Origin of the sequence: Pseudomonas sp. 8209, from assembly GCF_028682105.1 — a bacterium.
Taxonomy (GTDB): domain Bacteria; phylum Pseudomonadota; class Gammaproteobacteria; order Pseudomonadales; family Pseudomonadaceae; genus Aquipseudomonas; species Aquipseudomonas palmensis.
Genome location: NZ_JANIAH010000003.1, coordinates 453,518 through 473,113, shown reverse-complemented (window position 1 = coordinate 473,113; position 19,596 = coordinate 453,518). Strand labels below are relative to the sequence as shown.

The 19,596-nt window shown below is 66.7% G+C and carries 17 protein-coding genes; 10 read left to right on the top strand and 7 right to left on the bottom strand.

The genetic code is table 11. The features are described from left to right. Nucleotides 1-7: 7 nt before the first annotated feature. From NP552_RS08910 to NP552_RS08865, 10 genes are all read left to right on the top strand, one after another. The gene (locus NP552_RS08910; protein WP_058541559.1) at nucleotides 8-1,027 is read left to right on the top strand and encodes an alpha-ketoacid dehydrogenase subunit beta; all 1,020 of its coding nucleotides are present in this window, start codon (nucleotides 8-10) and stop codon (nucleotides 1,025-1,027) included. Further along, on the top strand, nucleotides 1,024-2,130 hold the full coding sequence (locus NP552_RS08905; RefSeq protein WP_274096645.1) for an acetoin dehydrogenase dihydrolipoyllysine-residue acetyltransferase subunit: 1,107 nt from the start codon (nucleotides 1,024-1,026) through the stop codon (nucleotides 2,128-2,130). The genes NP552_RS08910 and NP552_RS08905 overlap by 4 nt, the downstream gene beginning before the upstream one ends. 224 nt (nucleotides 2,131-2,354) lie before the next feature. Next, a complete protein-coding gene (gene prmA / locus NP552_RS08900; protein WP_043860469.1) occupies nucleotides 2,355-3,233 on the top strand; it encodes a 50S ribosomal protein L11 methyltransferase in 879 nt (292 codons plus the stop codon). 40 nt (nucleotides 3,234-3,273) lie between these two features. After that, nucleotides 3,274-4,605: a DUF3426 domain-containing protein gene (locus tag NP552_RS08895; RefSeq protein WP_058541561.1), complete on the top strand. Its 1,332-nt coding sequence runs from the start codon at nucleotides 3,274-3,276 to the stop codon at nucleotides 4,603-4,605. A 207-nt stretch (nucleotides 4,606-4,812) separates the two neighbouring features. Beyond that, nucleotides 4,813-5,826: a tRNA dihydrouridine synthase DusB gene (dusB, locus tag NP552_RS08890; protein ID WP_043860471.1), complete on the top strand. Its 1,014-nt coding sequence runs from the start codon at nucleotides 4,813-4,815 to the stop codon at nucleotides 5,824-5,826. Continuing rightward, entirely contained in the window at nucleotides 5,823-6,143 is a 321-nt protein-coding gene (gene fis / locus NP552_RS08885; protein WP_003186237.1) for a DNA-binding transcriptional regulator Fis, read from the top strand. Before dusB ends, fis begins: the two co-directional genes overlap by 4 nt. A gap of 82 nt (nucleotides 6,144-6,225) precedes the next feature. Continuing rightward, nucleotides 6,226-7,833 carry a bifunctional phosphoribosylaminoimidazolecarboxamide formyltransferase/IMP cyclohydrolase gene (gene purH, locus NP552_RS08880; protein WP_058541562.1) on the top strand — a complete coding sequence of 536 codons (1,608 nt, stop codon included), beginning with the start codon at nucleotides 6,226-6,228 and terminating at the stop codon, nucleotides 7,831-7,833. A gap of 181 nt (nucleotides 7,834-8,014) precedes the next feature. Beyond that, nucleotides 8,015-9,310 (top strand): phosphoribosylamine--glycine ligase, encoded by a 1,296-nt coding sequence (gene purD, locus NP552_RS08875; RefSeq protein WP_043860473.1) that lies wholly within the window; start codon nucleotides 8,015-8,017, stop codon nucleotides 9,308-9,310. Between the two features lie 92 nt (nucleotides 9,311-9,402). Next, nucleotides 9,403-12,180, top strand: a complete 2,778-nt coding sequence (locus NP552_RS08870; RefSeq protein ID WP_043860474.1) for a hybrid sensor histidine kinase/response regulator — start codon at nucleotides 9,403-9,405, stop codon at nucleotides 12,178-12,180. Nucleotides 12,181-12,219: 39 nt separating this feature from the next. Further along, nucleotides 12,220-12,816, top strand: coding sequence for a MarC family protein (locus tag NP552_RS08865; RefSeq protein ID WP_043860475.1), 597 nt, complete (start codon nucleotides 12,220-12,222; stop codon nucleotides 12,814-12,816). Between the two features lie 3 nt (nucleotides 12,817-12,819). On the opposite strand, the gene NP552_RS08860 is transcribed toward NP552_RS08865, so the two are convergent. From NP552_RS08860 to cobG, 7 genes are all read right to left on the bottom strand, one after another. Next, a complete protein-coding gene (locus NP552_RS08860) occupies nucleotides 12,820-13,473 on the bottom strand; it encodes a hypothetical protein (protein ID WP_043860476.1) in 654 nt (217 codons plus the stop codon). Beyond that, on the bottom strand, nucleotides 13,460-14,185 hold the full coding sequence (locus NP552_RS08855; RefSeq protein ID WP_274096644.1) for a hypothetical protein: 726 nt from the start codon (nucleotides 14,183-14,185) through the stop codon (nucleotides 13,460-13,462). The genes NP552_RS08860 and NP552_RS08855 overlap by 14 nt, the downstream gene beginning before the upstream one ends. A 55-nt stretch (nucleotides 14,186-14,240) precedes the next feature. Further along, nucleotides 14,241-15,032 carry a hypothetical protein gene (locus NP552_RS08850; RefSeq protein ID WP_058541565.1) on the bottom strand — a complete coding sequence of 264 codons (792 nt, stop codon included), beginning with the start codon at nucleotides 15,030-15,032 and terminating at the stop codon, nucleotides 14,241-14,243. Between the two features lie 128 nt (nucleotides 15,033-15,160). Next, a complete protein-coding gene (cobJ, locus tag NP552_RS08845) occupies nucleotides 15,161-16,867 on the bottom strand; it encodes a precorrin-3B C(17)-methyltransferase (RefSeq protein ID WP_274096643.1) in 1,707 nt (568 codons plus the stop codon). Beyond that, nucleotides 16,867-17,598 carry a precorrin-2 C(20)-methyltransferase gene (locus NP552_RS08840; RefSeq protein ID WP_054916149.1) on the bottom strand — a complete coding sequence of 244 codons (732 nt, stop codon included), beginning with the start codon at nucleotides 17,596-17,598 and terminating at the stop codon, nucleotides 16,867-16,869. Before NP552_RS08840 ends, cobJ begins: the two co-directional genes overlap by 1 nt. Continuing rightward, nucleotides 17,598-18,224, bottom strand: coding sequence for a precorrin-8X methylmutase (locus NP552_RS08835; protein ID WP_054916150.1), 627 nt, complete (start codon nucleotides 18,222-18,224; stop codon nucleotides 17,598-17,600). Before NP552_RS08835 ends, NP552_RS08840 begins: the two co-directional genes overlap by 1 nt. Continuing rightward, complete coding sequence (cobG, locus tag NP552_RS08830) at nucleotides 18,217-19,560, bottom strand: precorrin-3B synthase (protein ID WP_443201032.1); 1,344 nt, start codon at nucleotides 19,558-19,560, stop codon at nucleotides 18,217-18,219. The genes NP552_RS08835 and cobG overlap by 8 nt, the downstream gene beginning before the upstream one ends. Nucleotides 19,561-19,596: the final 36 nt, after the last annotated feature.

Below are 19,596 nucleotides of genomic sequence, written 5' to 3'. Positions count from 1 at the left end.
AATCATCATGGCGAGAAAAATCAGCTACCAGCAGGCCATCAACGAAGCCCTGGCCCAGGAAATGCGCCGCGACCCCACGGTGTTCATCATTGGCGAGGACGTCGCCGGCGGTGCCGGTGCACCGGGCGAGAATGACGCCTGGGGCGGTGTGCTCGGCGTCACCAAGGGCCTTTACGGGCAGTTCCCCGGCCGCGTGCTGGACGCGCCGCTATCGGAAATCGGCTATGTGGGCGCAGCGGTCGGCGCCGCCACCCAGGGCCTGCGCCCGGTGTGCGAACTGATGTTCGTCGACTTTGCCGGCTGCTGCCTGGACCAGATCCTCAACCAGGCAGCCAAGTTTCGCTACATGTACGGCGGCAAGGCGGTCACCCCGCTGGTGATGCGCACCATGGTCGGCGCCGGCCTGCGCGCCGCCGCCCAGCACTCGCAGATGCTCACCTCGCTGTGGACCCACATCCCGGGCCTGAAGGTGGTGTGCCCGTCGTCGCCGTATGACGCCAAGGGCCTGCTGATCCAGGCGATCCGCGACAACGACCCGGTGATCTTCTGCGAGCACAAGCTGCTCTACAGCCTGCAGGGCGAAGTGCCGGAAGAGGTCTACACCGTGCCGTTCGGCGAGGCCAACTTCTTGCGTGACGGCGACGACATCACCCTGGTGACCTACGGGCGCATGGTCCACCTGGCCATGGAGGCGGCGGCCAACCTGGCGCGCCAGGGCATCGACTGCGAGGTACTCGACCTGCGCACCACCAGCCCGATGGATGAAGACAGCATTCTCGAAAGCGTGGAAAAGACCGGCCGCCTGGTGGTGATCGACGAAGCCAACCCGCGCTGCTCGATGGCCACCGACATCAGTGCGCTGGTGGCGCAGAAAGCCTTCGGCGCACTCAAGGGCCCGATCGAGATGGTCACTGCGCCGCACACCCCGGTGCCGTTCTCCGACGCGCTGGAAGACCTCTACATCCCCACCGCCGCCAAGATCGAGGCTGCCGTGCACACAGTGATGAAAGGGAGGGACGCGGCATGAGCCAGATCCATACCCTGACCATGCCCAAGTGGGGCCTGTCGATGACCGAGGGGCGCATCGACACCTGGCTCAAGCAGGAAGGCGAGCACATCAGCAAGGGCGACGAGGTGCTGGACGTGGAGACCGACAAGATCTCCAGCAGCGTCGAGGCCCCGTTCAGCGGCGTGCTGCGCCGTCAGATCGCCCGGCCCGACGAGACCCTGGCAGTGGGGGCGCTGCTGGCCGTGGTGGTCGAGGGCGAGGCCAGCGACGCGCAGATCGATGCGGTGGTGCAGCGCTTTCAGGCCGATTTCGTGCCTGGTGACGGCGCCGAGCAGGACAGCGGCCCGGCGCCGCAGAAAGTCGAGCTGGACGGGCACCGGGTGCGCTACTTCGACCTCGGCGAAGGCGGTACGCCGCTGGTGTTGATCCACGGCTTCTGCGGCGACCTTAACAACTGGATGTTCAACCACCCGGCGCTGGCCGCCGAGCGCCGGGTGATCGCCCTCGACCTGCCCGGGCATGGCGAGTCGGGCAAGCACCTGCAACGCGGCGACCTGGATGAGCTGAGCCAGAGCGTGCTGGCCCTGCTCGATCACCTGGACCTGGGGCGCGTGAACCTGGCCGGGCACTCCATGGGTGGTGCGGTGGCCTTGAACCTGGCGCGGCTGGCACCTGCGCGGGTGCAGTCGCTGAGCCTGATCGCCAGCGCCGGGCTGGGGCGCGAGATCAATGGCGGCTACCTGCAGGGCATCGTTGCGGCGGCCAACCGCAACGCCCTGAAGCCGCAGATGACGCAGCTGTTCTCCGACCCCGGGCTGGTGACCCGGCAGATGCTCGAGGACATGCTCAGGTTCAAGCGCCTGGAGGGGGTGGACGAGGCCCTGCGACAACTGGCCGACGCACTGGCCAGCGACGGCGTGCAGCGTCACGACCTGCGCCCGGTGGTGGCGCAGCAGCCGACGCTGGTGCTGTGGGGCAGCGATGACGCGATCATCCCGGCCACCCATGTGGACGGCCTGCCAGCCGAGGTGGCGATACTGCCGGGCCAGGGGCACATGGTGCAGCTGGAAGCGGCCGAGCAGGTCAATGCGCGGCTGCTGGCGTTTTTGCGCGGGCACTGACCAGCACCGGTTTGTGTCTCGAGGGCTGCTCTGCAGCCCGATCGCGGGTCAAGCCCGCTCCCACAGGGATCACTGCCGTCTCTGTGGGAGCGGGCTTGACCCGCAATCACGCCAGTACAGACACTGCAGCGCCCCCGATACAAACCCCTCGCACTCAAGTAAACTGGCGCGCTTCGCGCAGCCCCCAGCGGCTGCCCTCCACGAATTACCCAAAGGTGCCCGCCATGCCCTGGCTGCAAGTACGTCTGGCCATCAGCCCGGAACAAGCCGAAACCTACGAAGATGCCCTGCTCGAAGTCGGCGCCGTCTCCGTCACCTTCATGGACGCCGAAGACCAGCCGATCTTCGAACCGGACCTCAACACCACCCCGCTGTGGTCGCACACCCACCTGCTGGCCCTGTTCGAAGCCGACGCCGAACCCGAGGCAGTGTTTGCCCACCTGCAACTGCTGACCGGGGCCGCCCTGCCCGAGCACCAGGCCGAAGTGATCGAAGACCAGGACTGGGAACGCAGCTGGATGGACAACTTCCAGCCCATGCGCTTCGGCCAGCGCCTGTGGATCGTGCCCAGCTGGCACGCCGCCCCCGAGCCGGACGCCGTCAACCTGCTGCTCGACCCGGGCCTGGCGTTCGGCACCGGCACCCACCCGACCACCGCCCTGTGCCTGGAATGGCTCGACGGCCAGGACCTGAACGGCACTGAAGTACTCGACTTCGGCTGCGGCTCGGGCATCCTCGCCATCGCCGCCCTGCTGCTGGGCGCACGCAAGGCGGTGGGCACCGACATCGACGTGCAGGCCATCGAGGCCTCGCGCGACAATGCCGGGCGCAACGGCATCGCCGACGCGCTGTTCGACCTGTACCTGCCCCAGGACATGCCGGCCATGCAGGCCGACGTGCTGGTGGCCAACATCCTCGCCGGCCCGCTGGTCTCGCTGGCCCCGCAGCTGTCCGGCCTGGTACGCCCCGGCGGCCTGCTGGCGCTGTCGGGCATCCTCGCCGAACAGGGCGATGAAGTGGCCGCCGCCTACGCCAAGGACTTCGACCTGGACCCGATCGCCGTGCGCGATGGCTGGGTACGCATCAGTGGTCGCCGGCGCTAACTGCGCCTAGACTACAACTCTGCACAACCCGGACCGCCGCATGACCGACAGTTTCGTCACCCAGTGCCCGCATTGCCAGACCAGCTTTCGCGTCAGCCACACTCAATTGAGTGTGGCCCGCGGGGTAGTGCGCTGCGGCAATTGCCTGCAGGTATTCAACGCCGCCAAGCAGCTGCTGGAGCAGAGTGCAGCGCAACAGGCGCTGCAGGTCGCCCCCGCGCTGCCGCCGGCAACGCCGTTGCCTGCGCCGGTGGCCGAACCCGAACATGCACCGCAGCCAGCGCCGTCGGCCCCCGCGCCGATCAGCCAGCGCGAATGGACGGCCAGCGCGCTGGACGTCGACCTCGACCAACTGGACCTCGACCAGGAACTCGCCCGCCTGGAGCAACGCGAAATCCAGCCGATCAGCGAGTTCAAGCGCAGCCAGGCCGAAGACTTCGACCTGGCGCCACGCCGCGAGGACAGCCTCAGCGCCCAGCGCGACGGCCCGGACGACACCTCGTACACCGACAGCCTGTTCAGCAGCCCGGCCGACGAACGCGAAGCCCAGGCAACGCCGCAGCCGCCGCTGGTCGACGAACCCGTCCCGGCTACCGTGGCGCTGCCGGGCGAGCGCACCGAACCCTCGCTGTCGCTGGACCTGGACGGCCTGGATGACGAGCCCCCGCTGCGCGAGCAGCCCCTCCACGACCCCGACGTGGTGGCCGAGCACCTTTCGGCACGCGACCCGGGCGATGAGCCCGACGCGCCGGACCCGGCGTTCGACGACGCCCCGAATACCCGCCACGAACCCGACCTTGGCCCGATGGCCGCACGCTCGCCACGCAAGCCGGCGCTGGTCGACATCGTCGACGACCCGCTGCAGCTCGACTGGCAGAAGCCGCGCAGCCACTGGGGCCGGCGCCTGCTGTGGGCGCTGCTGACTCTGCTGGCTGGCGCGGCACTGGCTGGCCAGTACATCGCCTATCACTTCGACGAACTGGCCCGCCAGGACCAGTACCGCCCCTGGTTCCAGCAGCTGTGCCCGCAACTGGGCTGCGAAGTGCCTTCCAAGGTCGACATCGCCCGCATCAAGAGCAGCAACCTGGTGGTCCGCAGCCACCCGGACTTTGCCGGCGCGTTGATCGTGGACGCGATCATCTACAATCGTGCGCCCTTCTCGCAGCCATTCCCGCTGCTGGAGCTGCGGTTTGCCGACCTCAACGGCCAACTGATCGCCAGCCGTCGCTTCAAGCCCGGCGAGTACCTGAGCGGCGAGCTGGCCGGCAAGGCCGAAATGCCCAGCCAGACCCCGATCCACATCGCCCTGGACATCCTCGATCCGGGCCCGAAGGCGGTCAACTACAGCCTGAGCTTCCGCTCGCCGGAGTAAACCCAGCGACCAGCGGCAAGCTTCAGGCGGCAAGAGAAAAGCGCGGTATCACGCCACTCCTGCTTTTGGCTGGGGCTTGAAGCTTGTCGCTTGCCGCTCAAACTGTTCATATTTTATCCAGATCGACCTTTATCCGGTCACCGAGAGCGGGTATCATGCCCACCCTTTTTCGAACTCTAAGATCGGCCCCCACAACAGGGAACTCCTATGTCGGCGGTACGCATCGGCCCATACACACTGCAGAACGCCCTGATCCTTGCCCCGATGGCCGGGGTCACGGACCAGCCTTTTCGTCAGCTGTGCCGACGAATGGGCGCAGGCCTGGTGGTGTCCGAAATGGTCAGCAGCGACATGAGCCTGTGGAACAGCCGCAAGTCGCGCCTGCGCATGATTCACGATGGCGATCCCGAGCCCCGCTCGGTGCAGATCGCCGGCGGTGACGCGCAGATGCTCGCGGCCGCGGCCCGGGCCAATGTCGAGGCCGGCGCGCAGATCATCGATATCAACATGGGCTGCCCGGCAAAAAAAGTCTGCAACAAAGCTGCAGGCTCTGCTTTATTGAAGGATGAAGTACTGGTCAACGAGATCCTCCAGGCGGTGGTCGCCGCCGTGGACGTACCCGTTACCCTCAAGATCCGCACCGGCTGGGACCGGGACAACAAGAATGGCCTGACCGTGGCGAAGATCGCCGAGCAGGCAGGCATTCAGGCACTGGCCGTACATGGCCGCACCCGTGCCGACCTGTACACCGGCGACGCCGAGTACGACACCATCGCCGCCATCAAGCAGGCGGTGTCGATACCGGTATTTGCCAATGGCGACATCACGTCGCCGCAAAAGGCCCGACAGGTGCTCGACGCCACCGGCGCCGACGGCCTGCTGATCGGCCGCGCCGCCCAGGGGCGGCCGTGGATCTTTCGCGAGGTCGAGCACTACCTGCGCACCGGCGAGCTGTTGCCGGCACCGCAGTTGGCTGAAGTGGAACGAATTCTGCTGGAGCACCTGGCCGCGCTGCACGCCTTCTATGGCGATGTGATGGGTGTGCGTATCGCCCGCAAGCATGTGGGCTGGTACCTGGCAACGTTACCGGGCGCCAGGGAGTTTCGCGCCCGCTTCAATGGTTTGGAAGAAACACACGCGCAGTGCGCCGACGTTCGCGAGTTTTTCCGCGAACGTGAACAGAGCCTTGAGACAGAGGACGGACAAGGGGTGGCCGCATGACGATGATGACCGAGACTTTAGTGAGTGGAACAACGCCCGTGAGCGACAACGTCAACCTGAAACAGCACCTGAACACCCCGAGCGAAGAGGGCCAGACCCTTCGCGGGAGCGTGGAGAAGGCGCTGCACAACTACTTTGCGCACCTCGAGGGCGCTGCTGTCACGGACGTGTACAACCTGGTGCTCTCTGAAGTCGAGGCACCCTTGCTCGAAAGCGTGATGAACTACGTCAAGGGCAACCAGACCAAGGCCAGCGAGCTGCTGGGGCTCAACCGGGGCACCTTGCGCAAGAAGCTCAAGCAGTACGATCTGCTGTAACAACGAATCCACACCAGAAAAGGCGGCTCCCATTCGATGAGGTCGCCTTTTTTGCTGACTCCACCGCGTTATGGAATCTGAAATGACCGACCAGACTACCCGCCTGCCGATCCGCCGCGCCTTGATCAGCGTTTCCGACAAGACCGGAATCCTCGAATTCGCCCGTGAGCTGCAACAGCTCGGCGTCGAGATCCTGTCCACCGGTGGCACCTTCAAGTTGCTCCAGGACAATGGCGTCGCCGCGGTGGAAGTTGCCGACTACACCGGCTTTGCCGAAATGATGGACGGCCGGGTCAAGACCCTGCACCCCAAGATCCACGGTGGCATCCTCGGCCGTCGCGGTACCGATGACGCCATCATGGCCGAGCACGGGATCAAGCCGATCGACCTGGTCGCCGTCAACCTGTACCCCTTCGAAGCCACCATCTCCAAGCCGGGCTGCGACCTGCCGACCGCCATCGAGAACATCGACATCGGCGGCCCGACCATGGTTCGCTCGGCGGCCAAGAACCACAAGGACGTGGCCATCGTGGTCAACGCCAGCGACTACGGCCAGGTACTCGAGAGCCTCAAGGCCGGTGGCCTGACCTACGCCCAGCGCTTCGACCTGATGCTCAAGGCGTTCGAGCACACCGCCGCCTACGACGGCATGATCGCCAACTACATGGGCACCGTGAACCAGTCGGCCGACACCCTGAGCACCGAAGACCGCAGCCAGTTCCCGCGCACCTTCAACAGCCAGTTCGTCAAGGCCCAGGAAATGCGCTACGGCGAGAACCCGCACCAGAGCGCGGCGTTCTACGTCGAGGCCAAGCCGAGCGAGGCCGGCATCGCCACCGCCACCCAGCTGCAGGGCAAGGAGCTGTCGTACAACAACGTGGCCGACACCGACGCCGCGCTGGAATGCGTCAAGAGCTTCGTCAAGCCGGCCTGCGTGATCGTCAAGCACGCCAACCCGTGCGGCGTGGCCGTCAGCCCGGACGCCGAGGGCGGCATCCGCCAGGCCTACGAGCTGGCCTACGCCACCGATACCGAATCAGCCTTCGGCGGCATCATCGCGTTCAACCGCGAGCTGGATGCCGAAACCGCCAAGGCCATCGTCGAGCGTCAGTTCGTCGAAGTGATCATCGCCCCGAGCGTGAGCGAAGAAGCCCGCGCCGTGGTGGCCGCCAAGGCCAACGTGCGCCTGCTGGCGTGCGGCCAGTGGTCGGCCGAGCGTGCCGCTGCCTGGGACTACAAGCGCGTCACCGGCGGCCTGCTGGTACAGAGCCGCGACATCGGCATGATCACCGAGGGCGACCTGAAGGTGGTGACCAAGCGTGCGCCGACCGAGCAGGAAATCCACGACCTGATCTTCGCCTGGAAAGTGGCCAAGTACGTCAAGTCCAACGCCATCGTCTATGCCAAGAACCGCCAGACCATCGGTGTCGGCGCCGGCCAGATGAGCCGCGTGAACTCGGCGCGCATTGCCGCGATCAAGGCCGAGCATGCCGGCCTGCAGGTACAGGGTGCAGTCATGGCCTCGGATGCGTTCTTCCCGTTCCGCGACGGTATCGACAACGCGGCCAAGGTGGGTATCACTGCGGTGATCCAGCCGGGCGGTTCGATGCGTGATGCCGAGGTGATTGCCGCGGCCGACGAAGCCGGCATCGCGATGGTGTTCACCGGCATGCGCCACTTCCGTCACTGACCAACAGAAAAGGTGCAGACATATCCCTGTGGGAGCGGGCTTGACCCGCGATGCGAGCGACGCGGTACTTCCTGATCGCGTGGCCCCCATCGCGGGTCAAGCCCGCTCCCACAGGACCTCGCTCTTGCAATGACCTGCACAGAACAGCACTCATCCGAATTAGCGTCATCGAGGTTTTGACATGAACGTTTTGATCATCGGTAGCGGCGGCCGCGAACACGCCCTGGCCTGGAAAGTTGCCCAGGACCCTCGCGTCGAGACTGTCTTCGTCGCCCCCGGCAACGCCGGCACCGCCACCGAAGCCAAGTGCAAGAACGTCGACATCGACGTCACCGCCCTGGACCAACTGGCCGACTTCGCCGAGAAGAACGTCGCCCTGACCATCGTCGGCCCCGAGGGCCCGTTGGTGGCCGGCGTGGTCGACCTGTTCCGCAGCCGCGGCCTGGACTGCTTCGGCCCCACCAAGGGCGCGGCGCAGCTGGAAGGCTCCAAGGCCTTCACCAAGGACTTTCTGGCCCGTCACAAGATTCCGACCGCCGACTACCAGAACTTCACCGAAGTGGAGCCGGCCCTGGCCTACCTGCGCGAAAAAGGCGCACCGATCGTGATCAAGGCCGACGGCCTGGCCGCGGGCAAGGGCGTGATCGTCGCCATGACCCTGGCTGAAGCCGAGGACGCGGTACGCGACATGCTCGCCGGCAATGCCTTCGGCGACGCCGGTTCGCGCGTGGTCATCGAAGAGTTCCTCGACGGCGAGGAAGCCAGCTTCATCGTCATGGTCGACGGGCAGAACGTGCTGCCGATGGCCACCAGCCAGGACCACAAGCGCGTCGGCAACGCCGACACCGGCCCCAACACCGGCGGCATGGGCGCCTACTCGCCAGCCCCGGTGGTCACTGCCGAAGTCCACCAGCGCGTGATGGACCAGGTGATCTGGCCGACCGTCAACGGCATGGCTGCCGAAGGCAACGTGTACACCGGCTTCCTGTATGCCGGGCTGATGATCGACAAGGCCGGCAACCCCAAGGTCATCGAGTTCAACTGCCGCTTCGGCGACCCGGAAACCCAGCCGGTGATGCTGCGCCTGGAATCGAGCCTGGTGCTGCTGATCGAAGCGGCGTTCGCCAAGGCCCTGAACAAGGTCGAAGCGCAGTGGAACCCGCAGCCGAGCCTGGGCGTTGTACTGGCCGCCGGCGGCTACCCGGGCGACTACGCCAAGGGCGCACCGATCAGCGGCCTGGACGCCGCAGCCAAGCTCACCGGCAAGGTGTTCCATGCCGGTACCGCCCTCAAGGACGGCCAGGTGGTCACCAGCGGTGGTCGCGTACTGTGTGCCACTGCCCTGGGTGAGACCGTCGAAGCCGCGCAGCAGCAGGCCTACCGCCTGGCCGCCGAAATCGAGTGGGACGGCAGTTTCTACCGCACCGACATCGGTTACCGCGCCATCGCCCGTGAACGTGGCGAGCACCAGGAGTAAGCTGACACGGCAAGGCTCCAAAGGGGCCTTGCCTTCGGCTTGGCACGCCGCGCATAGTTGCAAACCGGCATTTGGCTAGGAAGGGATATCTCGTGCGTTGGCTCAGGATTGCCATTGGACTCACCGTCAGCCTGCTGACTCTGCTCTGCCTGTTCCCGGCCACGGCCGATTCGGGCAGTGGGTGGTCGGTATTGCTCGACGATCAGGCCAACCTGCAACTGAGCGACATCCGTTCCGAGCGTTACCGTAACCAGTTCAGTCCCATCGAGCTCAACCAGCTCGATGCCGCCGAGCCCCAGCAGGCGCTCTGGCTGCATTACCACCTGCCCCCACACCAGCCCGAACAGGTACTGCGCCTGTTCGCCCCGGACCTGTCGCACCTGAACCTGTATGTGGTCGACGGCGCCCGGCTGATCGAGCAGTCCCACAACGGCCGCCCGGACACCAACGGCCCGGTGAGCCTGACCACCAACGATCACCTGCTGGCGGTGCCGAGCAGCGACCAGGCCCAGGACCTCTACCTGCGGCTGGTCTCCGAGCACCAGCTGCGGCCCGGCATCAGCCTGATGCCCGCCGTGAGCGCCGCCGCCGACCAGCGCCAGCCACTGCTGTTCGGGTTGCTGTTCGGCTGCATGGGCATGCTGATCCTGCACAACCTGGTGCGCTTCGGCTATTCGCGCTCCACCAGCAGCCTGTGGCTGGCCGGCTACCACAGCCTGATGCTGCTCAGCGCGCTGATCCTGCTCAACCTGAGCGGGCCGTGGAACCTCTGGCAGACCTCGCAGACCCCGGCCGCCTACCTCACTGCCCTGCTCGCCAGCCTCTGCGGGCTGGCCTTCACCCTGCGTTTCTTCGCCCCCCTGCAGCAGCCGCGCCTGGCCCGCCTGCTGCAAGGCGAGATCCTGCTGATCGCCATCGGCGGCCTGTTGCTGCTGTTCGTCGACACCTTGCCGTTGAACCTGGCCACCTACGCGCTGGTGGCCCTGGCCAGCCTGAGCATGCTGATCACGGCCGTTTGCCACTGGGTGCGCGGCTTCGCCCCGGCGCGCCTGTTCAGCCTGGCCATGCTGGTGTTCAACCTGGGCTGCCTGGTGGTGCTGCCGGCGCTGCTGGGCCTTACCCGCACCCCCACCGAATGGCTGCTGTTCATACTGCTGGGGTTCACCGCCTTCACCGGCCTTCTGCTTAACATGGCCCTGGGCGAGCGCCTGCGCAGCATCAGCGAGGCGCGCTTCAGCGCCAGCCGCGAGCTGGCCGCCAGCACCGCCGAAATCAACGCCAAGGCAGAGTTTCTGGCACGCATCAGCCACGAGATCCGCACCCCGATGAACGGTGTGCTGGGCATGACCGAACTGCTGCTGGGCACCCCGCTGTCGGTCAAGCAGCGCGACTATGTGCAGACCATCCACAGTGCCGGCAACGAGCTGCTGACCCTGATCAACGAGATCCTCGACATCTCCAAGCTCGAGTCCGGCCAGATCGAGCTGGATGACGTGCAGTTCGACCTCAACGCCCTGATCGAGGACTGCCTGAGCATCTTCAGGGCCAAGGCCGAACAGCAGAACATCGAACTGATCAGCTTCACCCAGCCGCAGGTGCCGCGGGTCATCAGCGGTGACCCCACGCGCCTGCGCCAGGCCCTGCTGAGCCTGCTGGAAAACGCCCTGAAAAAGACCGAGCAGGGCGAGATCCTGCTGGTGGTGGCACTGGACCAGCGCGGCAGCAGCCCGCGCCTGCGCCTGGCCGTGCAGGACAGCGGCGAACCGATCCCGCCCAGCGAGCGCGAGGCACTGCTGCAGGCCGAGTTGCACAGCGAGCACGTGCTGTCGAGCAACAAGCTTGGCGGCCTGCTGGGCCTGGTGATCGCCAAGCAACTGATCGCCCTGATGCAGGGCGAGTTCGGCATCAAGACCAGCCACAACCAGGGCAACACCCTGTGGATGACCCTGCCGCTGGACCCGCAGCGCCTCGAACAGCCCGCCGCCGACCTCGACGGCCCGCTGCGCGATGCCCGGGTGCTGGTGGTGGACGACAACGACACCTGCCGCAAGGTGCTGGTGCAGCAGTGCAGCGCCTGGGGCATGAACGTGAGCGCCGTGCCCTCGGGTAAGGAAGCCCTGGCCCTGCTGCGCACCAAGGCGCACCTGCGCGACTACTTCGATGCCGTGCTGCTCGACCAGAACATGCCCGGCATGACCGGCATGCAACTGGCCGCCAAGATCAAGGAAGATCCGAGCCTGAACCACGACATCCTGATCATCATGCTCACCGGCATCACCAATGCGCCGAGCAAGGTCATCGCCCGCAACGCCGGGGTCAAGCGCATCCTGGCCAAGCCCGTGGCCGGCTACACCCTCAAGACCACCCTGGCCGAAGAACTGGCCCAGCGCAGCAAGGGCCAGATGCTCGGCATGCAGCCGCCCAGCCTGGCCACCCCGCTGGACGTGCCCGCCGACTTCCGCATCCTGGTGGCCGAAGACAACAACATCTCCACCAAGGTGATCCGCGGCATGCTCGGCAAGCTCAACCTGGAGCCCGACACCGCCAGCAACGGCGAGGAAGCCCTGCAGGCCATGAAGGCGCAGCGCTACGACCTGGTGCTGATGGACTGCGAGATGCCGGTGCTGGACGGCTTCTCGGCCACCCAGCAGCTGCGCGCCTGGGAGGCGGTCAGCCTGCGCCCGCGCACGCCGGTGGTGGCGCTGACCGCGCACATCCTGGCCGAGCACAAGGAGCGCGCACGCCAGGCCGGCATGGACGGGCACATGGCCAAGCCGGTGGAGCTGTCGCAACTGCGCGAACTGATCGAATACTGGGTGGCCCACCGCAAGCCCCACGAGCAGCCCGACAACGCGCCCGTCCCCCACTGATACACTTGCCCAACGCCCCCTTTGCCGCGAGCCCACGCCATGCTCCATGAGTTGTTCAGCGTCTACCTGAAGATGCTCGTGCTCTACAGCCCGTTCTTCGTCCTGTCCTGCTTCATCAGCCTGACCCGCGGCCACTCCAGCAAGGAGCGCAAGCAGCTGGCCTGGCGCGTGGCGCTGGCGGTACTGATCGCCAGCGTGTTGCTGTACCTGTTCGGGCGGGCAATCTTCGGCATCTTCGGCATCACCCCCGACGCGTTTCGCATCGGCGCCGGCAGTGTGCTGTTCATCTCGGCGCTGGGCATGGCCCAGGGCAAGTCGGCGGTCAACACCGACAACGTGCAGCAGGACGTGACCATCGTGCCGTTGACCATCCCGCTGACCGTCGGCCCCGGCACCATCGGTGCGCTGCTGGTGATGGGCGTCAGCCAGCCGCACTGGGACGACAAGCTGCTGGCCATCGTGAGTATCGCTCTGGCCAGCTTCACCGTTGGCCTGGTGCTGTTTCTGTCGCACCGCATCGAACGGCTGCTTGGCGACCAGGGCCTGCAGATCGTCAGCCGGCTGATGGGCCTGTTCGTGTGCGCCCTGGCGGCGCAGATCATCTTCACCGGGATCAAGGGCTACCTGGTGCTCTAGCCCCTACCGGTCCTGGAAGAAACCTTCCGAGAGTGCCCGGGTCTGGGCCAGTACGAACGTGCGATGGCTCGCGTACGCCTGGCGATCGAACAGGTAGCAGCCACCATGGGGCGTCAGGGTCACGTAGCGCCGGTAGGTATCGGTCAGAAAGCCGTGTTCGACGTCCACTTCAAAGCGCATCACCAGCCCGCAGAAACACAGCATGGGCTGGTTGCGTCGATCGGTGAAACAGGGCGTGACCTTGCAGTGCATGGCCTTCTCCACGTCGCGCCTGGGCATGGCCGAAGACTCGAAGTGGCGTCGGGCCTTGGTCTCCAGGTCGAGGTCGCGCAGCGACTGGCTGATCACCTGGTGAAACAGCACCTCGGCGTCCCGCTGTACCACCGTGACCTCGAAGGCACGCACCTGCGCCAGGTCGTGGGCAGCCGTGGACACCGACGACAGAAAGCTGATCAGGCGGCAACCATGCCGCAGCAGGCAGGCATGGTGGAACTCATTCCAGGCCTGCGGCGAGGCATGCTGACCAACCGCTTTGCTGGCGTACATCTCGGCGTACACCATCAGGTCCATCATGTCCTGCATGTCGGCAGGGTCCATGCCCTCACCGAACGACACCCGGTTGTCGCCGATCACCTGCGAACGTTCAGTGGAGGTCATGGGTGCCCCCTTGCAGCGAGCCGTCGGCCTTGGCCTTGGCCTGCGGCACCACCCGCCTGAGCACAACGGCATCGTCCTCCAGGGCTGCCACCGTCATGTCGCGCAGTCGCGCATAGCGCGCAACCGACAACTGCTTGTGGCTGTAGAAGAACAGCGCGTCGCCCGGGCTGTCGACCCCGCAGAACGTCTGGTGCAGAAAGTCCTGCTGAAGCGGCACCACCAGCGCCAGGCTCACAAACAGGCTGAACACCTGGTCTGGCGCAGTACACGCACTGAGCTGGAAGTTGATCGCCGTGCGCTGGCTGGCCTGGCTGTGCGCGAGCACCTGGGCACGAAACAGCTGGCGCGCCGGGTGCTCGTAGGCCAGTTCGCAAATCTGCTCCAGCATGCCGGTCATCTGCCGCACGATGGCCGCAGGCAACTTCTTCTTCAGGTGCCTGGTCACCAGCGCGACGATGCTCAGGTCATCCAGGCCGGCGAACCTGGACACATCGGACTGCACGGTCTGGGTGCTCCACATGAGCTGGCCCAGGCCGTCCACATTGCGCTTGAACCAGGCCCGGGGGTTGGCGGTGACCAGGCCGTCCTGGTTGGCCGACACCTGCGCCAGCAAGTGGGAGTTCAGTACATCATCCCTGTCCGGTGCGCTCAACCCGCCGGGAAATGAAATCAGCTGCGCACCATTGACCCATGTCTCGTACTGCATTGCCATGCCTCGACTCCTTGAGGATAGCGGCACCGGCGCCTTGACACCGGTGCCGGTAGAATTACTTCTTCTTGATTTTCCTGAAGAAGTTATCCGAGGAAATACCCATGTAGTCGTGGATGTCGTCTTTGTTGCGCTGATAGACACGTTCGTTCCAGTTGACCATGGTGGCCACCTGAGTGATGTCCATGGTTTCGTTGTCCCACTTCCAGAACAGTGCGCCGCCCTTGTCGGTACGCTTGTTGTATTCAAGCCCGATGAACAGTGTCACGGCTTCGCCGTTATCCGTTTCAAGGCACGGCAGAATGCGGCAACTGTCCTTGCTCGCGCCGGTGCTGTTGTTGTTGAACAGGGTGATCATGTCCTCGTCGCCCTTGAGCTTGTCGAGGGCCCTGGAAACCAGCGGGATCATGGCGGCTGCGTTGCCACCGGCCACCGAGGCGACGATTTCCAGCACCACGCTGTCCATGGTGATGTCGCGCTTGCTGGTGTTGTAGCTCTGACGGTCCGAACTGGTCATGAACCAGCCGGCGTGCAGCATGGCCTCCCGGTAGGCTGCCAGCCATTGCAGGGGCTGCTCCTGAATACTGCCCGAGGTGTTGGCCACCATCTCGGCGAACAGGGTGGCGTCCTTGGCCATCTGGCGCTTGTCCGCCGACAGCTTGTCGGCAAAGGTCAGAATCGTCGGGCCTTCGCTGGTCATCAGTGCCACTTCGCCCGCTTCGTCATCGAGCCCTTCACTGGCCAGCAGCCCGCGCATGGACAGCGGCGAATGCTGAAGATCCGGTACTTCCAGGTTGCTGAAGAATTCAGCGCTTTTTTCCGCGCAGGGAAACACAGTCGAGTTATCCATAACATCATCCTTGTTCAGTTTTGGTTTGCCGCGGCACAGCCAGGCCACTGCAAACTATCACCGGGCCTGCATGAAAAAAGGTGCGCCCGTTTCCAGGCGCACCTTTCTTTCCCTACGAGACCCTGTGGCTATCCAGGGCGGCCGGCGCCATACCAACGCGGCGTGTACACCCACTCGCCACCGTCGGCACGCGCGAAGGTGCAGGTGGTGGACGACCCCACCAGCACCATGGTGCGCATGTCCACCTGCTCTGGCGTCAGCTCGCCCAGGGTCAGGGTGCGCAGGGTCTGGCCGGGGCGGCCGATGTCACGGCCCAGCACCACCGGGGTGGCTGGCGTGCGGTGCTGGCGCACGATCTCCAGGGCACGCCCCAGCTGCCAGGGCCGCGAGCGCGAGATCGGGTTGTAGAAGGCCAGCGCCAGGTCGGCCTGGCAGGCGAGGTCCAGGCGTTTCTCGATGATGTCCCAGGGCTTGAGGTTGTCCGACAGCGACAGCACGCAGAAGTCATGCCCCAGCGGCGCACCGGCCTGCGCGGCGGTGGCCAGCGAGGCCGAGACGCCCGGCAGCACCTGCAGCTCGACGCTGTGCCACTGCGGGTCCGTCGACTCGTGCAGGGCTTCGAGCACCGCCGCTGCCATGGCGAACACGCCCGGGTCGCCCGACGATACCACCACCACCGAGCGGCCTTGCGCGGCCAGCTCGAAGGCATGCCGTGCGCGCTGCATTTCTTCGCGGTTGTCGGTGCAGTGCAGCACCTGATCGGCGCGGAACGGGCCGGCCATGCGCACATAGGTTTCATAACCCAGCACGTCATTGGCGCGTGCCAGCTCGGCCTTGACCGCCGGCACCATCAGGTCGGCGGCGCCCGGGCCTAGGCCGATCACCGCCAGGCGGCCACGGGCGCGCCCGATCCGTTGCGGGTCGATCGGCTGGCCGGCCACCGCAATCGCCACGCCCTCGCCTGCGCACTGCGGCGCCAGCAACTGCGGCCAGGCCTGCGCGGCCAGCTCGGCAACGCTGCCGGCGGCCGGGGCGAAGCGCAACGGCACGCCCAGCTCGGCCGCTGCCGCGTGCAACGCCGGGCTGGCCATCTCGCTGTCGGCCGCCAGCAGGCAGGCCAATGCCGGCTCGGCGATCTTCGCGCGGTGCAGCACCGCACGCACCGCCGCGGCCAGCTCCGGCACCTGGGCACTCACGGCCACCAGCACGCAGCGCGGGTAGATCACCAGCTCGTTGGCGTCGGCCTCACGTGCATCGCAGCCCACGTGAATGGCCAGCTGCGCCTGCTCGCTCTGCGGCAGTTGCGCCTGTTCGAGCCACGGTGCGGCGCCATCGATGCGCACGCTTTCACCGGCCAGCAGGTCGGACACGAAACGCTTGCCCAGCTCCAGGTCGGCCAGCGCATAACCACTGGGCGGGTTGAGCAGGCAGGTGCCGAAGCGCAGCTCGCCGCTGGTGGTGATGGCCGGCGCCACGCCGAGGCCGGCGGCGATCTCGCGGGCCAGCCCGTTGACCCCGCCCAGCCCGCCCAGCAGCGGCACCACGGCGCTGCCGTCTTCGGCCACGGCCAGTACCGGCGGTTCGGCGCCCTTCTCCAGCAACACGCTGGCCAGGCTGCGAATCACGATGCCGGCGGCGCACAGGGCAATGATCGGTGTGTCCTGCTGGTACAACTGGCGCAGGGTGGCGCCGAAGTCCTGGTAGCTGCGGTCCGTGCCCTCGACCCGCCCGGCCAGGCCGTGGATCAATGCATCGGGGTACAGCTGCTGGAGCCTGCGGGCAGTGGCCAGGCTGCCCTTGCCCAGGATCACGATGGCCGGTGCGTGAGATGTCATCACCCTTGCCACCGTTCACCCGGCACGATGATCAGCGAGAAGTATGGCGAGGACTGCGGGTCGACCGCATCCAGCGCCACGATCTTCTGGTTGGCCATGGTCGCGCGCTCCACGTACAGCGCTCGCTCGGCCAGGCCCAGTTCGGCCAGCACCTGGCGCACCTTGGGGAAATTGCGCCCCAGCTTCATGATCACCGCCGCGTCGGCATCGGCCAGGCGGCGCTTGAGCTCGTCGGCCGGCAGCACGCCCGACAGCACCGACAGGCTCTGGTTGCGGTACACCAGCGGCGCGCCGAGTACCGAGGCGCCACCGAGCATCGAGCACACGCCGGGGATCACCTGGGCCTCGTAGCGCTCGGCCAGGCGGTCGTGCAGGTACATGTAGGAGCCATAGAAGAACGGGTCGCCTTCGCAGATCACCGCCACGTCGCGGCCGGCATCCAGGTGCGCGGCCACTTCCAGGCTGGCGCCGTCGTAGAAGTCGCTGATCACCTGTTCATACGACAGCGGCGCCGGCAGCGCCTCGGTGGTCACCGGGTACACCAGCGGCAGCAATGTCTGCGCCTGCTGCAGGTGCGCCTCGATGATTCCGAAGGCATTGCCGCGCTTGCCCTTGGCCACGAAATACGCCACCACTGGCGCCTCGCGCAGCAGGCGCAGCGCCTTGACCGTGATCAGTTCGGGGTCGCCGGGGCCCACGCCCAGGCCAAGCAGTCGTCCGCGTGGCTGCATCATTCGACCTCCGTGGCCAGGGCATTGACCGCCGCTGCTGCCATCGCGCTGCCGCCCAGGCGGCCCTCGACGATCACGAACGGCACGCCACGGCTGTCGGCCGCGAGCATCGCCTTGGACTCGGCCGCGCCGACGAAACCGACCGGGAAGCCGAGGATCAGCGCAGGCTTCGGCGCCCCCGCATCGATCATCTCGAGCAGGTAGAACAATGCGGTCGGCGCATTGCCGATCACCACCACGCTGCCTTCCAGGTGCGGGCGCCACAGCTCCAGGGCCACCGCCGAGCGGGTGTTGCCCAGCTCCTTGGCCAGGCCCGGCACGCTGTCGTCGCGCAGGGTGCAGATCACCTCGTTGTTGGCCGGCAGGCGTGCACGGGTGATGCCTTCGGCGACCATGCGCGCATCGCACAGGATCGGCGCACCGTTGGCCAGCGCCTCGCGCCCGGCCTTGCCGGCGCCTTCGCTGAAGCGCAGCTTGTCGACCACCTCGACCATGCCGCAGGCATGGATGACCCGCACCGCGAGTTTTTCCAGGTCGGCCGGGATCCGCTCCAGGCGAGCCTCCTGGCGAATGATGGCGAAGGAGTTGCGGTAGATCTCCTGGCCGTCGCGGATGTAATCAATCATCGGGGTTGCTCCGTAGGCGGGCGTCGAGTTGCGCGCCCGCTTCTTTCAATGTCAGGTTGCGCCCGCCAGGGGCGCCCAGGCCCGGCTGCGCCGGGTCGTGAAAATACAGGTCGTAATGCCCGGGCCCGACCGCCAGCAGGGTGGCCGGTGCACGGTGGGCCAGCGCGCAGGAACGCGCGCAGCCGCTCAGGTGAATGCCGGCCACCGGGCCCGGCTCGCGCAGCAGCGCCGCCAGCTGCACGGCGTCGGCCTTGGTGTCGGCCAGGGCCTTGGCGCAGCCGGCCGAACCGGTGCAGGCCACCATGCGCGCCAGCGGCTGCGCCGGGTCGCACAGCAAGCCCAGCGCTGCCAGCCCGGCCAGTGCCAGCTCGGCGTCGGTGGCGGCAAGATTGGGCAGCAGCAGGCTTTGCCAGGGCGTCATGCGCAGGCTGGCGTCGCCCAGGCTGCTGGCCAGGTGCGCGGCGCCACGCAACTGCGCGGCGCTCAGGCGCCCCAGCGGTGCGGCGGCGCCCACCGCGACCCTGCCCGTCTGGCGCTGTGGGTAGACACCCAGATGGCGGGCCTGGTCACGTCGCGGCCGGCGCCAGCCCAGCACCGCGTGGTCGCGGCGCAGCGCCACGCCAAGGCCCTGCACGAACGCCTCGCTGCCGCATTCGGCCAGCAACTGGCGCATGCGCGCCTGCTGCGCAGTGGCCAGGTCGAGAAACCGCTGCAACACCGCCAGCACCAGCGCGTGCCCATCGGCCAGCGGCACCGCGCCCAGCGCACCCTCCTCGGCCGGGCAGCCGGCCAGGCCAAAGGCCAGCCACACCTCGCCGTCCAGGCGCAGTGCCGACAGCCACAGGTCGTGGGGGTGGGTGAGCATGGCCAGGTCTTCGCCAGCGTCCAGTTGTACGGCGAACTTGGCAGACAACTGATGAAAGCGCTCGCAGGTCTGCAGCGATTCGAGGATCTGCCCCGCCAGCGCCCGGCTGTCGAACAGCATGGCCGGGTCGAGACCGGCCGCCGGGCTGAGCATCAGGTTGCGCACATCGTCGCCCGCCGCCTGGCGCGGGCCCAGGCCGGAGTCGAGCAGGCATGCCACCAGCCCGGCGTGGTCGGCACCGATGCCGCGAATCTGCAGGTTGCTGCGGTTGGTTACCTCGATCACGCCGCCGGCAAAGCGCTCGGCGGCGTCGGCCACTGCGTGTGCCTGGGCCGCGCTCAGGGTGCCGGCGTCGAGCTTGATGCGTGAAATGCCGCCGTCCAGCGCCTGCACGATACGCCACAACCCCGGGCAGGCCGAGGGGCGAAGAGCTGGAGTGGGCAGGGGTTGCGGCAAGGGATCACCCGGCAATCGTCAAAAGGCGCTGGTAGCACAAAGGCGCGGTAT